Raw genomic sequence first — 14,087 nt, forward strand, 5'->3', positions numbered from 1 at the left:
TTAGCAAGAAAAAGAAAAGGAACTTTTATAACATGCTTTTTTAGTTATTAAACCAATCATTTTAAATACTTTAGGAATAAGAGAAACAAGTTTTGTCCGTTAAACTCTGTCCTTTCATCAAAACTTATTGGTTAAAAACTGTATTATAAGAATTATTGGCATCAAAACATATGCCATTTTACTTATCATTTAAAATAATTTAATAACAACATTCATATCTTTCGGAAAGGTAGGAACCATTGAACGTATCAAATTTAGAGAGATTAATCCATAGAATAACAGAAGTAACAACCGTAGCAGATGTGGGTTTTCATAAAATTGAAAAAGGATATCTAAATCCTATTTATAAGACATAGACCGAAGTCTTAGGAATGGAACGGTGGTGGAGCAATTGGAGTACAGGTCGAAAGGGCCAGTCGTTATAGAGATTGTTACGGATGGCAGTGAACCTGCACCCAATGGAGATCGCTTAAAGGCATTACAAAAACACGATTAAAATATATAGAGCTATAAATTAAATATAATTTTACAACTAAATTTTTTATTTGCTTCTTCTAAAACCATGCTTCCATTATATTTTTTTATAATATTTTCAACATTTAATAAACCGATTCCATGGTTTTTCCCTTTTCTAGAAACCGGTTTGCCAAAATTCCATTTTTCTATTGGCATGGTACAATTACTAATATTGATGACGATAAATTCATTGTATTTGTCCAGTTTCATGTCAATGTATCTGTGATTGGGAACTAGGTCACAGGCTTCGATTGCGTTGTCAAGAAGATTACCAAACACGGTGGTTACTTCAATGGGTTCCATAAAGCCTAGATCTACAATACCAATATCCAAGTTAAAACAAATGGAATGAAGACTGGCAATCCTTTTTTTATCATTTAATAACACGTTTAATATTGGATTGTTTGTATAATCCTCCAAACACAGAGGTACCAACATCTGACCGATTTCCTTTGCATAAGTCTTTGCCATATCATCTTTATTGGCCTCATACAGATTCTCTATCATCTTTAAATGCTTGTTTACATCATGGAGGATTTTAACGGATTCATTATACTTTTCTCCTTGTTCCTCATAAAATTCATATTGTAGGATGGACTGTTGCTCTAATAGCTTAAGTTTAATCTTAAGCTGGCTGTTTTCTTCCACGAACCGGGCAAAGTAAGAAAAATAAAGGTCAGCAATTAATATGCAGCCCATGTTAATTAAAATTAGGATATGATCAGTCTGACTGTTCACTTTAGAAATAACAAGTAAAATGACTGCCAGATTGGCTATGCTATATAAAATAACAAACAGTTCTATCAGACATTGTGACTTATTAAAGGTCCGGTTTAAATCGTCTCTCCAAAGCTTAGCAATGATCTGATAATAGGAAATCAGCACAAACAATTTGGAAAAGGTGATTTCCATACTTTCAGACACGATTGGATCAACATGAAGTATTTGAAATCGCCATAGGATATAATCTAACAGCTCAACACCAACTGCCTCACATATGGATAAAATTAATATGAGTACCGTGATATCAGCAAGCCTATGTATCACTTTTTTATTCATATGATTAAATAAAGTGATGTTCACAAGGCAAGGCAGAATAATCCAGCTTGCTATATTAATCACTGGATTATTGAATAAATTAAGAAATACAATTATAATAGGAACTGCTGCTTCTGTAAAGAAATATAGGTATGGATTATGATAGGCCCGCTCATTTCTTTCTTCCATAAACTGGAATACAATGACGCCGTTAACAAGACATGAAATGATGGAGCCAGATATAAATATAATATAATTTTCCATCTTCTCTCCTAAATAGCACTTTGTATAAATGTATTTAATTTTTTTCTAAAATCAGCTGATTTTTTTTGTGAAACAGGAATTATATCGTTGTTATTTAAAAACACCTCATAGCCTTTAATTTTTTTAACATGTCTTAAATTGATCAAAAAACACTGATGGCATGCTTCAAAGTTATGCATCTGCATTTTCTCTGCCAAATCTTTCATTTTATCTTTAAAGAAATATTCTTCATTTTCCAATTTTATTTTTATTTTTCGATTAAAGTATTCAAAATAATAGATATCTTTCACTTCAAAATCCTTAATTCTGTTTTCCAGTTCCCCATCTTGGGTAATTTCTAGTATCTCAAATTTGATTGTTTCATCTTTTTCATGTTCTTCTAGTATGCATTGTAAAATTTCATCAAGCTGTCGATCCATCTTATCTTTTGTAATTGGTTTTACTAAATATGCAAATGCGTGCACACGATTGACTGCTTGTTTACAATATTGTTTATAACTGGTGGTGTAAATAACTTTAGAATTTCGACTGGTTTCCCGAATGATTTTTCCTACCTGGATCCCATTCATTCCGCCTAAGCCGATATCAAGAAATAACAATTCAAAAACCTCTCTGGTTTCAAGCAACTCTTCTCCTGATTGAAACCGTTTTAACTGATAGGGCATCTCTTTTGGACTCATGTAATCTTTAATCAAAGCTTCAATCTTTGCAGCATCACTTTTGTCATCGTCACAAATAGCAATAGAAAGCATTCATATCCTCCTGTCATCTACTTAAAGTTCATGGTTATGCCAAAATTCATGTCAAACTCTTCTGCACACTGTCAGCCTTTGATTGATACAGGCAGAACTGCTGTCTATTTCATTTTTATGATTCTAAATCTATACTATCATCATCTGAATAAAAATCTCCAATATGTAAAAATCAACCATTTGCACGTAATTATTAATGGTAATACTGAAACCTGCATTGTATTTTTTTCCTATATTATTTCCTTTGTATCGAATCCGATGGTGTTTGAAAGACTCAAAAACCTTTTACTTCAACTCCCTTTACTGCCAACTCTTCTCTTATTCTCTTTACAAAAGAAAGTGCATTGGCACCATCTCCATGAACGCAGACCGAATCCGCCGTTATTGATAAATCGGTTCCATCAATCGCCTTTACTCTTCCTTCCCTTGCCATGCGTACGACTTGCATCACAGCCTTTTCTTTCTCTTCAATTACTGCCCCCTTATTGATTCTTGAAACCAAAGTTCCATCCTTTTCATAAGCTCTGTCTGCAAATACTTCGCTGGCATAGGAAAGCTTACATTCCATTGCTGCCCGGAGCATCTCACTTCCACTTAAAGCCAAAAGCACCAGACTAGGATCCACATCATGGATTGCCTGGCAGATGGCCTCTGCCAGTCTATAATCAGTTGCAGCCATGTTATACAAGGCTCCATGCGGCTTTACATGGTGAAGACGTATGGAGGCACTGTCGCAAAATGCCTTTAATGCTCCGATTTGATAGGTTACGCAGGCCTTAACTTCTTTTGGAGATAGATTCATATTCCTTCTTCCAAATCCACTAAGATCTGGAAAACCGGGATGAGCCCCTGGCCTTACCCCATGTACCTTACAAAGAGCTACGGTACGCTCCATAATCAGAGGATCCCCTGCATGAAATCCGCAGGCAATATTTGCCGATGTAATAAGTGGTATGATTTCTTCATCCACTCCCATCTTGTATGCCCCAAAGCTTTCTCCTAAATCACAGTTTAAGTCAATGGTTGCCATATATAATCTCCTTTCCCTAGAACCCCTTAGCTATACTTTAAGATCGTGTTTTTAACATCTGTAATAAACATATGGCCGGGAGCGTGGGTCATTGCAAACGATGGCCGGCTGTTCATCAAGACAGCTTGAGGGGTAACCCCACACGGCCAAAACACTGGCACTTCCCCCTCTTTTATGGTCACTGGATCCCCGTAATCCGGCTCTTTAATATTTTCTATCCCAATGAATTCTGGATACCCTATATGGATTGGAGCACCGTGTACCTTTGGCATAGCAGCAGTTACTGCAACTGCCATTGGGACTTTACTATGGGGGATCGGTCTCATGCTTACCACCATAGTTCCAGAAAAGACTCCTGCTGAAATACAAGGAATGTTTGTGTTGTACATCGGGACATTAACACCTTCCTCAATCTGCCTCACGGGTATGTCTGCCTCTAAAAGCTCGGCTTCAAAAGAAAAGCTGCATCCGATCAGAAAACTTATGAGCCTGCCTTTTGTTTTCTGGTATTCCTCAAACCGGGAGGATATATTCGTTGATTCTCCAGTACAGATTCCATTTTCATAGATTCGGTATCTGGGAATGTCTTTTGTAATATCACTGCCTTTAGCGGTCTGAGGAAAGGATCTAGAACCTGCATCCGATACCTCCAGTAAGGGACAAGCTCTGGGATTTCGTTGGCAGAACAACAGTAAATCCCAAGAAAGTTCTTCTGGTAGAATCACTAAGTTACCCTGAGCGTAACCGTTACACATTCCGGTAGTCGGACCGTCTATGATCCCGTTTCGTATGAGTTCTCTTACCTGACTTGGCTTACTTTCTGCATAATCCATAATTGCCTCCTTTTCTCTTTCCCTTTATTCTGTTGATGATCATTCATCCATTACATCCATGAGCCGTTTCCTAAAATCTTTAAGCTTTTTATCTTCTTTTCGATAAATCCCAACTGCCTCCTTAGGTGTTATAAACTGAAACGTGACCCATTCTCCAGGCCGTAACTGGGCCAATGACGGTATGTCTGTGGAGATAACCGTTCCAATCTTCGCATATCCTCCCGTGGCTTGATGATCCGCCATCATTACCATAGGAAGTCCAGAAGCTGAAATTTGTATGGAACCTTCCACAATTCCATCTGATATAATATCAGCTCCTTCTTTTAAACCAATGAGAGGTCCTTCCAGCTTGCATGCCATGCGGTCGCAGCTCATAGATAGTTGATAAGGATTACGAAGAAAGGTTTTTAATCCTTCCTCTGTAAATGCCTCAGCCTGAGGCCCTTCTACTACTCGTAACAAGACATAACCATGAAGACCATAATAACGGCTGGGTGTGGACGGCCTTCTAAGGAAAGACTTATCTTCTCCTAAAGCAAACTTATCTTCTCTCCCTTTTACTATCTCCACAAAAACCTTGACTTGCTCCGTTGTTTTTCCTGTGGGCAAACAGTCTCCCTGCTTTAAAGCCCTTCCCTTAAACCCTCCCAGTCTGCATTTTAGATTGGTGGAACGGCTTCCCATCACAGCGGGAACCGATATTCCCCCATGCACAGCCAGATAAGTCCTAAGACCAGTTGGTGCCAAGGAAAGGGTAAGGACATCTCCCTCCTGCGCGCAAACGGGAGCATACATTGGGATAGGTTCTCCATTCAGCAGCGGTCGCATATCTGCGCCGGTCAAAGAAAACACTTCAGGAGAGGTGAAACGAATCTCTCCTCCCCTTAAAGTAAATTCCACCACTGCTTCCTTGCAATTCTCATCAAAATTTCCAGCCAGTAGATTGGATAGCTTCATGGAGTACTTATCACAGGCTCCACTTTTTTGAAACCCCTGGCTTTGATACCCTTCTCTTCCTAGATCTTGTATGGTGGACAATGCTCCGGGTTGTATCATCTCTAATCCCATGCTACCACCTCATTTCTGGTGTCTGGCTAATTTCATCAAATTCCTTTTGACTTATGGGAACAAATCGAATGGAGTCCCCTGCTTGATATCGCCCTTTTTCTCCCATCTGAGGATCAAAAAGCCGAAGAGGAGTCCGTCCGATCAGCTGCCAGCCACCGGGAGACTCCATCGGGTAAATTCCAGTCTGTTCTCCTCCAATTCCAACGGATCCAGCTGGAATTTTCGTTCTTGGTAATGAAAGTCGAGGGGTTATGATCCGTTCATCCATTCCTCCAAGGTAAGGAAATCCTGGAAGGAACCCAAGCATATAGATGCGGTAATCCCGGCCTGAATGAATCTCAATGACTTCTTCTTCCTTTAAACCCGAATGCTCTGCCACAAAGGAGAGATCCTTCCCATGGATTCCTCCATAGCAAACGGGGATTCGAACCAATGTTCCCGTCTCCTTTTTGCTCTCCCCGCTTGTTTTACAGATATTGATGAGAAACTGGGATACTTCATCGAAATCTATGACCAATGGATCATAATAAACCAAAAGAGATGCAAAGGCAGGAACTGTTTCTAAAATCCCTTCTCTGGAAGTGGAACGCACTTTCTCGTTTAGTTCCATGACCTTTCGGTTGATTGATTCGCTGATAGAATCTCCAAGCTCTGCCAACACAGCGCGGTCTCCAACTGCTTTGAGTCTCATGACGATTCTCTCCTTTCCCCAAAGAATCCCTTTGCAATCACTGGGGCAAACCAGTGTTCCGAGTTACAGGAATAACGGACGGCGTAGGCGGTGCACTGGCGCATCAGACTAACGATTCCTGTATTCATCTTCGTATTAAAGCCGTCAATTCCCGGCAATAAAGAACCTGTCATGTCCACAAGACCGCTTCGTGAGGCGACTCGCATAACCTCTGCCTCCATCTCCTCTCTGTGAAGAATCTCCATATCCCGTTTTAAATAAGCAATTGCAGCCATCAAAGCGTAGCAACCCCAATCCGAACAGGTCGCCGTAATAATATAATCGGTGCTGCTTGCGGAAAGAATCCCACCTTTGCAACCGCAGGTGCACTCTCCTGGCCCGGTAAATGGTACATATTTCGTAATATGATCGGCAATGGCACCCATGCCGATCTCATTACCCAAATCGCCAATGGCAATGCTTAACACACCTGCTGCCCGAAGCATCCCCCACAACACATCACTTTTTGCTTCCAGTTCTGTTACATTTAACCCTGCAGCATTGTGATAAACTCCAAGTTCGTTCGCTCCCGGTGCTTCCACGGAGATAACGGCTGACGGCATGAATTCCTTCATCAGTAGGTTTCCGTCTTTTTCTGCTTGTTTTAGATCCTTTGGAAAAGCTACCACTCCCATGCTGTAAGGCAGATTTCTTACTTCCTTTAAATCCTCATATATATGAAGGCCTACCACTCCGGCACACCTTTTTACCGGTTCTACGCAATCCTCCGGACAAAGTATGACAGGCTTCCCGCCAAATGCCAGGACTAGAGATCTTGCAAAAAGAATGGAGCTAACCATACCATCCATTTCCGGCTGCTTATGGGGAAGGAGAACAAATCCAGTGAGGATATAAACCAGATCATCTTTCTTTACAGTGTTACAAAGGCTTTCTGCCGCACTCATGGAAAGAGGCTCTCCCATCTTTTCCCGGCTTCCGGCATAGAGGATCCTACAGACACCATACCCCCTGGGATCCAGATTCATTAAGGCATCCAGATTCTCGCCTACGTTTCTTTTTTCCAGCTCTGCTCTTTCCATAATCCCCTCCCATATCGCACTACTCTGCGTCATATGAATCAATCAAACAGGCTTTTCTTTCCTGTATAAGCAAGGTATTCTGAGATAACTTCATCCTGGATTAACAATAAGTTCTTTGGATCTTTCCCCCCTACAGGCTTCCCATCAATCTGGTTTGCATGGAGGCAAAAATTAGATGATGAAGTCACAATAATCTCATCTGCATCCATAAGCTCTGATAAGGTAAATGGGCGCTCTATGACTGGAATGCCAAGTCGGTAGCAAGCTGATATCATATGAGTCTTTGAAATTCCCCGAAGGATCATAGTGTCATTGGGGTGGGAATAAAAAATTCCATCCTTTAAAATAGAGACATTGCTATGGGCACATTCTGTCACAATTTCCCCACGGTGGAATATTGTTTCCTCTGCTCCTGCTTCCTTGGCTTTTTGAGAGGCCATAACAGATGGAATCAGATTTAAGGTCTTTATATTGCAGTGGTAGAATCTTGTGTCCTCTCTGGTGATTAATGAAACGGGAACCTCTGGATCTTTTAACCGATTTGGCCGTATCATGACCCATAACTTTCCCAACATATCATCTGCAAACGTATGGTTTCTGGTGCCAGCTCCTCTGGTCACCTGCCAATAAACGAAATGAGTCTCCCCCTCCACCATGGAAAGAAGCCTTGTTAAAAGTTCTCCAAACTCCTCTTTTTCCATGGGAATCTTAATATCCAGAGCCTTTGCACTGGAATAAAAGCGGTCCAAATGGTCCTGTAAAAGATAGACCTTATGGTTTCCTCCTACCGTGGCATCATAAACACCGTCTCCAAAGAAATGGACCCTGTCGTTAAATGGTATGGTTAATTCATCTGGAGTCCCTATCGTTCCATCATAGTAAGCAAGTTCTTTCATTCTTTCACCTTCTTTTCCGTAATGACACCAAATCTTAATCTTACGTAATCCTCGATTAATTCCACGCATTGTTTTAGTCCCAGGCGCTGGGTATTAAGGCACAAGTCATAGTTTTGTGGATTCTTCCACTGTCTACCGGTATGGTAGAGATAGTAGGCGTTTCTGTATTTATCTAGTTGATCCACATATTTTCCTGCCTGAGTCCTAGATATCCCCTGACGTTCCATCTCCCGTTCTAATCTAAAATCATAGGGAGCATCGAGAAAAACCGATACCACATTTGGCTCATCCTTTAATATAAAGTCAGCTGCTCTGCCAATACACACATAGGATTCCTGTTCTAACAACTCCTTTAATACCTTAGCCTGATAATTGAACAAGTTTTGATCCGATAAGAAATTTCCGCTCTCCGGTGGTATGACTTCTCCATTATACACCCTTTTAGAAGCCCGATATAAGAGTGTTTTTCTTGTTATTTCATCTGCCTCTGCAAATATGGTTTCGTTGATTCCACTGTCCTCGGAAGCAAGCTGCAAAAGCTTTCGGTCATAAAGGTCGATGCCATAAAAAAAGGCCAGTTCTTTTCCGATTAAACTTCCTCCGCTTCCGCAGGTACGGGTTATGGCCAGTGCAAAATGTCTGCTGCCATCCTTCATCTTTTTTCCTCCTATTGGCCCAGATATGCTTTTTTCACACGCACATCCTTTAATAGCTCACCTGCATTTCCCTCCATGGAAATCTTGCCTGTTTCCATGACATAGGCGCGGTTTGAAATAGATAATGCCATCTTAGCGTTTTGTTCCACAAGCAGTATGGTGATTCCATTTTGATTCACTTCTTTTATAATGGAGAATATCTCTTTTACCAGTAGAGGTGACAATCCCATAGAAGGCTCATCCATTAAGATCATCTTTGGCTTTGCCATCAATGCCCGGCCAACGGCAAGCATTTGCTGCTCTCCTCCGGATAAGGTGCCGGCAAGCTGTCTTTTTCTTTCTTTGAGTCTGGAAAACCGATTATAAACATCCTCCATAGTGGCTGACATATCCTTTTGATCCGCAAATGCTCCCATTTCCAAATTCTCTTCCACTGTCATCTGAGGAAATATATGTCTGCCCTCAGGTACATGGGCAAGCTTTAATCGAATGATTTTGCTGGGTTCGGTTTTCCTAAGGTCGGTTTGCTCAAAGCGAATCTCTCCTTCATCGGCCTTTTTAAGCCCTGAAATCGTTCTTAAGATTGTGGTTTTCCCGGCACCATTGGCACCGATTAACGATACAATTTCACCACGATTCACCTTTAGAGAAACGTTATGAATGGCATGAATGGCTCCGTAGGATACGGACAAGTTGCTAATCTCAAGCATCTTCTTCCACCTCCTCATCCTCTTTTCCAAGATATGCTTCTATGACTCTCTGGTTGTTTGCAATTTCCTTTGGAGTGCCAAACGCTATGGTCGTTCCAAAATCCAACACTTTAATCCGTTCGCAAATCTTCATGACAAGACTCATATCATGCTCAATGAGAAGAACGGAGATCTTAAACTCTTTTCGAATATAGTTGATAATATCTAATAGCTCCTCCGTCTCCGTAGGATTCATGCCTGCTGCCGGTTCATCAAGTAAAAGAAGCTTCATATCTGTTGCCAGTGCCCTGGCAATTTCCAGCCTTCTTTGTTCTCCGTAAGGAAGATTTCCTGCTTTTAACTCCTCCTTGCCTTCTAAGTGAACCACCTTTAAAAGCTCCTTTGCCCGCTCTGTCAATAATGCCTCTTGTTTCCAATACTTTGGAGTGCGAAAAACAGCATGAAAGAAGCCATAGGAAAGTCTGGAATTCATGGCGGCTTTTATATTATCAATTACCGACATTTTCTTGAATAACCGGATATTTTGAAATGTTCTTGCAATTCCCGCTTCAACAATCTGGTAGGTGTTCTTTCCATTCATTCGCTGGCCATTTAGGTAAAAAGAGCCTTCGGTTGGTTTGTATACCCCAGTAATTAAATTAAATACTGTGGTTTTCCCAGCTCCGTTTGGCCCAATAAGACCGATTAACTCAGATTCTCCAATTTCCAGATCAAAGCTGTCTACTGCTTTTAATCCACCAAACTGAATCCCAAGATTTTGAACCATTAACACCGGGGGCTTTTTTGCCGCTTCTTTCATTGTTACACACCTCCTTTTGTTTTCTCATTCCTGGAATCCTTTTTGCCACCTTCTTGCCTTGTAAGCTTTTTTATCAGGCGAGTGAGGGAAAACTCCCAGTTTCCAAAAATCCCTCCTGGTCGAAAGATCATTACCATTACTAGGATTATGGAATATACCAGCATCCGGTATTTGGAGAACTGACGGGTCATTTCCGGCAGAGAGGATAAGAATGCAGCTCCAAGAATAGAGCCGGTTAAAGATCCAGTTCCTCCGATGATAACTTCAGAAAGCAGTTCCGCAGAATACATAAAGTTAAAGTTCGTTGGGATCATGGCGGTCATATAATGAGCGTAAATTCCACCTCCCACTCCTGCAAAAAAAGCAGCCACGGTAAAGGTCATTACTTTATAATATGTCACATTAATTCCAGAGGCCGCTGCTGCGATGTAATCCTCCCGTATGGCCTTTACGGTCCTTCCAAACCGGCTTCTCACATACATGTACATGACTGCGACGCAAGCAGCCATGATCCAATAACACCAGTAGAAATCTGACAATTTTAATATCCCACTCATGGTCTTTCCTCCCCCGGTAATAGGGAAGTTGCAAAAACAGACCCTTATAATTTCAGCAAATGCCACGGTAACAATGGCTAAGTAATCTCCTTTTAAGCGAAGAGCCGGTATGCCAACCATAACTCCTGTGATTCCAGCCATAGCCCCTCCAGCCATTAAGGCCGTGAGAAACAAAAAGAAATCCGGCAGCCCCTTTCCAGCCAAAGCACTGGATACAATGGCAGAGGTATATGCTCCCACAGATACAAAACCTGCATGCCCCAGGGAGAATTCACCCATAAACCCTACCACAAGATTTAAAGATGCTACCATTATAATTGTATAACAAGCTGTCGTGCATATTCCCTTTATGTACTGAGTGGATGGCCCAAATACCTTGGTTTCAAAGAGAAGGACGAATAAAAGAAATACAGCTATCACGCCCAGGATGTTAATCAAATAAGAAATCTTATACTTTTTTTCCATGTTCCACCTCTCTACACCTTCTCGCCCACATTCTTACCAAGAATGCCAGACGGTTTCACCAAAAGGATGACAATTAAGATGGCATAGGTGATAGCCTCATACCAGCCTGGAGCAAACAGCTTTACAAAGATCTCAATGAGCCCTACTAAGATTCCTCCAAGCATAGCTCCAGGTATAATTCCAATCCCCCCTAAAACCGCGGCAATAAAAGCCTTAAGTCCCATCATAGACCCCATATCATTGGTCACCCTTGGATATTTGGTACAATACATAAGGGCCGCCACGGCTGCCAGAGCAGAGCCGATGGCAAAAGTTATAGTAATGACCCGATTGACATTAATTCCAACCAATATCGAAGCATCTCGGTCCTGGGGAACAGAACGCATGGCCTTTCCAATCTTTGTCTTCTTAATAAATATCTGGAGCCCTGCCATCATAATAACGCCAATTAAAATAGTCAAAATTACATTAAGGGGCAGAGCTACCCCTAAGAAATTAATGGTTGGTAAATCAAAGATCTTCTGCACGTTTTGTGGTTTTGCACCAAAGAGCACCATGGCTAAGTTCTCCAAAAACAGGCTCATGGCCAAAGCCGTAATAAGAGCGGACATGGAACCTGCCTGGCGAACTGGTTTATACGCAATTACCTCTACCACGACTCCCACCACAGAGCAGACAATTATTGCGGCCAGAACGGACAACCACACCGGCATTCCGGCATTTGCCATCAAAGGTATGGTATAAAACATAGTATAAGCCCCGATCATAATGAAATCGCCGTGGGCAAAGTTTATCATACGGATAATTCCATAAACCATGGTATACCCCAGAGCGATTAAGGCATAGATGGCTCCCTGGTTCAGTCCGTTAATCAAGCTTTGAAAGAATAATGAAAATGTCATAGGCGGTTTCCTCTCTCACTGAAAAGGAAAATGTGCAACCTGGCCGATGTCCGGCCTTTATGCACATCTCCTTTTTGTATATGCTATTTATTTCTTGGTGCCTTCTGGCGACAAGGTCATAAGCCACTTTACTTTACCGTTATCAAAGGTATTAATGGCAACGGATTTTTCCGGGTCTCCGTTCTTGTCAAGAGTGAAGGTCCCACCCACTCCGGTAAAGGTCATTTCGGTCATTCCTTTTACCAGAGACGAGGTGTCGGAAGCTTTCCCATTTTGGGCCGCTTCTGCAAGCATATAGATGGCATCATAGTAAAGAGCTGCGCAGGCATTTAAGCTTTCTGTTCCGTATTTCTCCGTATATTTACTTACAAAGTTGGAAACAGCAGGGGCAGTATCCTCAGAGGAATAATGGTTGGTGAAATAGCAGTTGTTGAGTTTATCCTCAAAGCCCTTGGTATCTGCTCCGTCCCAGCCATCACCACCCATAATGGCACCATCAAATCCAGCATCTCTTGCAGCTCCTACTAAAAGAGGAACGGTATCCAAAAAACAAGGATAGAATAGGAAATCGGCTCCCTTTGCCACTACCTGTGAAGTCTGGGAGGAAAAGTCTGTATCCTTAGTGGTACACTCGCCAGTATAGACAATCTCAATGCCAGCTTCCTCTGCATTTTCAATAAAAGCATCTTTTAAACCATTGGAATAATCATCATCCTTGGCATAAATGATTGCTGCCTTTTTCCAGCCTTTTTCCTTTGCAAACTGGGCTGCCATCTTTCCCTGATAAGGATCAATAAAGCAGTCACGGAACACGGTGGGGCCTTTTAGGGTTACATCTTTATTGGTTGCTCCTGTTGCTAATAGGAGCATATTATCTTTAGACGCCTGCTCCGCAATAGGAAGGGTAACAGAAGAAAAGAAACAACCTACAACAGCGTCAGGACCTTCCTTCATCAGGCTGTTATAAGCGTTAATCGCCTGCTTGGCATCACTGGCGTCATCGACAACTTTTCCCCCGTTTACAATCTCAATTTTGTATTCCGAATCACTGGAGTTAATCTCCTCAGCTGCCATACTTATTGCATTTTGTGCCCCTTCCCCATAAATAGCGGAGCCACCTGTTAGAGAACAGATTACCCCCACCTTAATGGTCTTGCCATCCTTCGCTGGATCTGTCCCCCCAGAAGCAGCCTTTGTCTCACTTGACTTGCTGCCTCCTGCCGCACCTTGTTGGGCAGATGAACTGCAGCCAGCAATAAGACTGGCGGACATTGCCACCGTAAGTACGAGAGAAAATAATTCTTTTTTCATTTTCCATTCCTCCTCATGCTTTATGTCATTCAAACCTTACACGGAACTAAAAAAAGGAGGTCTTCCCACAATGATGCTGGGGAAAACCTCCTCGTTCTCCTTTTGAGCCCTCTGCCTTTTGACAGGGTCCCAGAAAGCGAAAAGAGCCGCAACCGTAATATTACGGTTGAGACTCCTTCGTACTCTTGTTTGATATGTTGGGTGAATTATAGCACTTGTTTTTCTCAAATACAATACATTTTTTAAAAACTAATGTTTTTTGTGAAATATAGTTAATTTTTCCAATTTCTTTTCTTCATTATCACAGAAACCTTTTAAAATTCTTATAGATTACAATATTTTATCATATTAGTAGCTAAACTGTAATACTCCTCCTACCTCCTGTGACATTCAAGTAAATACTGCCTTGAAAAATATGCTTATACATGTTATAGTTTTTCATAGGGAATGAGGTTCTCCCATGGCTACGGCCTAAACTGCTTATACGCTGATGACTTCTGCATAACGCAGGGATTATCAG

Annotated in this window: 14 protein-coding genes and 1 riboswitch; all 14 genes read right to left on the reverse strand. The window is 41.5% G+C overall.

Going from position 1 to position 14,087, the window contains the following annotated elements:
- Window positions 1–507 precede the first annotated feature (507 nt).
- The 14 genes from BET01_RS14765 to BET01_RS14830 all read right to left on the reverse strand — a co-directional run bounded on the left by BET01_RS14765 (window position 508) and on the right by BET01_RS14830 (window position 13,567).
- A complete protein-coding gene (locus BET01_RS14765) occupies window positions 508–1,818 on the reverse strand; it encodes a sensor histidine kinase (RefSeq protein WP_120197570.1) in 1,311 nt (436 codons plus the stop codon).
- Window positions 1,819–1,826: 8 nt separating this feature from the next.
- Window positions 1,827–2,570 (reverse strand): LytR/AlgR family response regulator transcription factor, encoded by a 744-nt coding sequence (locus tag BET01_RS14770; RefSeq protein ID WP_120197571.1) that lies wholly within the window; start codon window positions 2,568–2,570, stop codon window positions 1,827–1,829.
- Window positions 2,571–2,844: 274 nt separating this feature from the next.
- Window positions 2,845–3,600: a 5-oxoprolinase subunit PxpA gene (locus BET01_RS14775; protein WP_120197572.1), complete on the reverse strand. Its 756-nt coding sequence runs from the start codon at window positions 3,598–3,600 to the stop codon at window positions 2,845–2,847.
- A 26-nt stretch (window positions 3,601–3,626) separates the two neighbouring features.
- The gene (locus BET01_RS14780) at window positions 3,627–4,433 is read right to left on the reverse strand and encodes a putative hydro-lyase (RefSeq protein ID WP_120197573.1); all 807 of its coding nucleotides are present in this window, start codon (window positions 4,431–4,433) and stop codon (window positions 3,627–3,629) included.
- Between the two features lie 39 nt (window positions 4,434–4,472).
- Entirely contained in the window at window positions 4,473–5,501 is a 1,029-nt protein-coding gene (locus BET01_RS14785; RefSeq protein WP_120197574.1) for a 5-oxoprolinase subunit C family protein, read from the reverse strand.
- A 1-nt stretch (window position 5,502) separates the two neighbouring features.
- Window positions 5,503–6,192, reverse strand: coding sequence for a 5-oxoprolinase subunit PxpB (gene pxpB / locus BET01_RS14790; protein WP_120197575.1), 690 nt, complete (start codon window positions 6,190–6,192; stop codon window positions 5,503–5,505).
- Window positions 6,189–7,271 carry a DUF4392 domain-containing protein gene (locus BET01_RS14795; protein WP_120197576.1) on the reverse strand — a complete coding sequence of 361 codons (1,083 nt, stop codon included), beginning with the start codon at window positions 7,269–7,271 and terminating at the stop codon, window positions 6,189–6,191. Before BET01_RS14795 ends, pxpB begins: the two co-directional genes overlap by 4 nt.
- 38 nt (window positions 7,272–7,309) lie before the next feature.
- Window positions 7,310–8,167, reverse strand: coding sequence for an aminotransferase class IV (locus BET01_RS14800; RefSeq protein WP_120197577.1), 858 nt, complete (start codon window positions 8,165–8,167; stop codon window positions 7,310–7,312).
- Window positions 8,164–8,823, reverse strand: a complete 660-nt coding sequence (locus BET01_RS14805) for a cytidylate kinase-like family protein (protein ID WP_120197578.1) — start codon at window positions 8,821–8,823, stop codon at window positions 8,164–8,166. The genes BET01_RS14800 and BET01_RS14805 overlap by 4 nt, the downstream gene beginning before the upstream one ends.
- Window positions 8,824–8,834: 11 nt before the next feature.
- Window positions 8,835–9,533, reverse strand: a complete 699-nt coding sequence (locus BET01_RS14810; protein ID WP_120197579.1) for an ABC transporter ATP-binding protein — start codon at window positions 9,531–9,533, stop codon at window positions 8,835–8,837.
- Entirely contained in the window at window positions 9,526–10,332 is an 807-nt protein-coding gene (locus BET01_RS14815) for an ABC transporter ATP-binding protein (protein WP_120197580.1), read from the reverse strand. Before BET01_RS14815 ends, BET01_RS14810 begins: the two co-directional genes overlap by 8 nt.
- A 2-nt stretch (window positions 10,333–10,334) precedes the next feature.
- Window positions 10,335–11,354 (reverse strand): branched-chain amino acid ABC transporter permease, encoded by a 1,020-nt coding sequence (locus tag BET01_RS14820; RefSeq protein ID WP_120197581.1) that lies wholly within the window; start codon window positions 11,352–11,354, stop codon window positions 10,335–10,337.
- Between the two features lie 11 nt (window positions 11,355–11,365).
- A complete protein-coding gene (locus tag BET01_RS14825; RefSeq protein ID WP_120197582.1) occupies window positions 11,366–12,256 on the reverse strand; it encodes a branched-chain amino acid ABC transporter permease in 891 nt (296 codons plus the stop codon).
- A gap of 87 nt (window positions 12,257–12,343) precedes the next feature.
- Window positions 12,344–13,567: an ABC transporter substrate-binding protein gene (locus tag BET01_RS14830; protein ID WP_120197583.1), complete on the reverse strand. Its 1,224-nt coding sequence runs from the start codon at window positions 13,565–13,567 to the stop codon at window positions 12,344–12,346.
- 434 nt (window positions 13,568–14,001) lie between these two features.
- Window positions 14,002–14,074: riboswitch (Fluoride riboswitch) on the forward strand.
- Window positions 14,075–14,087: the final 13 nt, after the last annotated feature.

Source organism: Lacrimispora algidixylanolytica, assembly GCF_003609635.1.
GTDB classification, from domain to species: Bacteria; Bacillota; Clostridia; order Lachnospirales; family Lachnospiraceae; genus Lacrimispora; species Lacrimispora algidixylanolytica.

Excerpts from the sequence above, each read along its gene's own strand:
- BET01_RS14795 (WP_120197576.1), bottom strand. The coding sequence starts at position 7,271 with ATGGAAAGAGCAGAGCTGGAAAAAAGAAACGTAGGCGAGAATCTGGAT.
- BET01_RS14800 (WP_120197577.1), bottom strand. The coding sequence starts at position 8,167 with ATGAAAGAACTTGCTTACTATGATGGAACGATAGGGACTCCAGATGAA.
- pxpB (WP_120197575.1), bottom strand. The coding sequence starts at position 6,192 with ATGAGACTCAAAGCAGTTGGAGACCGCGCTGTGTTGGCAGAGCTTGGA.
- BET01_RS14815 (WP_120197580.1), bottom strand. The coding sequence starts at position 10,332 with ATGAAAGAAGCGGCAAAAAAGCCCCCGGTGTTAATGGTTCAAAATCTT.
- BET01_RS14785 (WP_120197574.1), bottom strand. The coding sequence starts at position 5,501 with ATGGGATTAGAGATGATACAACCCGGAGCATTGTCCACCATACAAGAT.
- BET01_RS14775 (WP_120197572.1), bottom strand. The coding sequence starts at position 3,600 with ATGGCAACCATTGACTTAAACTGTGATTTAGGAGAAAGCTTTGGGGCA.
- BET01_RS14820 (WP_120197581.1), bottom strand. The coding sequence starts at position 11,354 with ATGGAAAAAAAGTATAAGATTTCTTATTTGATTAACATCCTGGGCGTG.
- BET01_RS14770 (WP_120197571.1), bottom strand. The coding sequence starts at position 2,570 with ATGCTTTCTATTGCTATTTGTGACGATGACAAAAGTGATGCTGCAAAG.
- BET01_RS14825 (WP_120197582.1), bottom strand. The coding sequence starts at position 12,256 with ATGACATTTTCATTATTCTTTCAAAGCTTGATTAACGGACTGAACCAG.
- BET01_RS14830 (WP_120197583.1), bottom strand. The coding sequence starts at position 13,567 with ATGAAAAAAGAATTATTTTCTCTCGTACTTACGGTGGCAATGTCCGCC.
- BET01_RS14810 (WP_120197579.1), bottom strand. The coding sequence starts at position 9,533 with ATGCTTGAGATTAGCAACTTGTCCGTATCCTACGGAGCCATTCATGCC.
- BET01_RS14765 (WP_120197570.1), bottom strand. The coding sequence starts at position 1,818 with ATGGAAAATTATATTATATTTATATCTGGCTCCATCATTTCATGTCTT.
- BET01_RS14780 (WP_120197573.1), bottom strand. The coding sequence starts at position 4,433 with ATGGATTATGCAGAAAGTAAGCCAAGTCAGGTAAGAGAACTCATACGA.
- BET01_RS14805 (WP_120197578.1), bottom strand. The coding sequence starts at position 8,823 with ATGAAGGATGGCAGCAGACATTTTGCACTGGCCATAACCCGTACCTGC.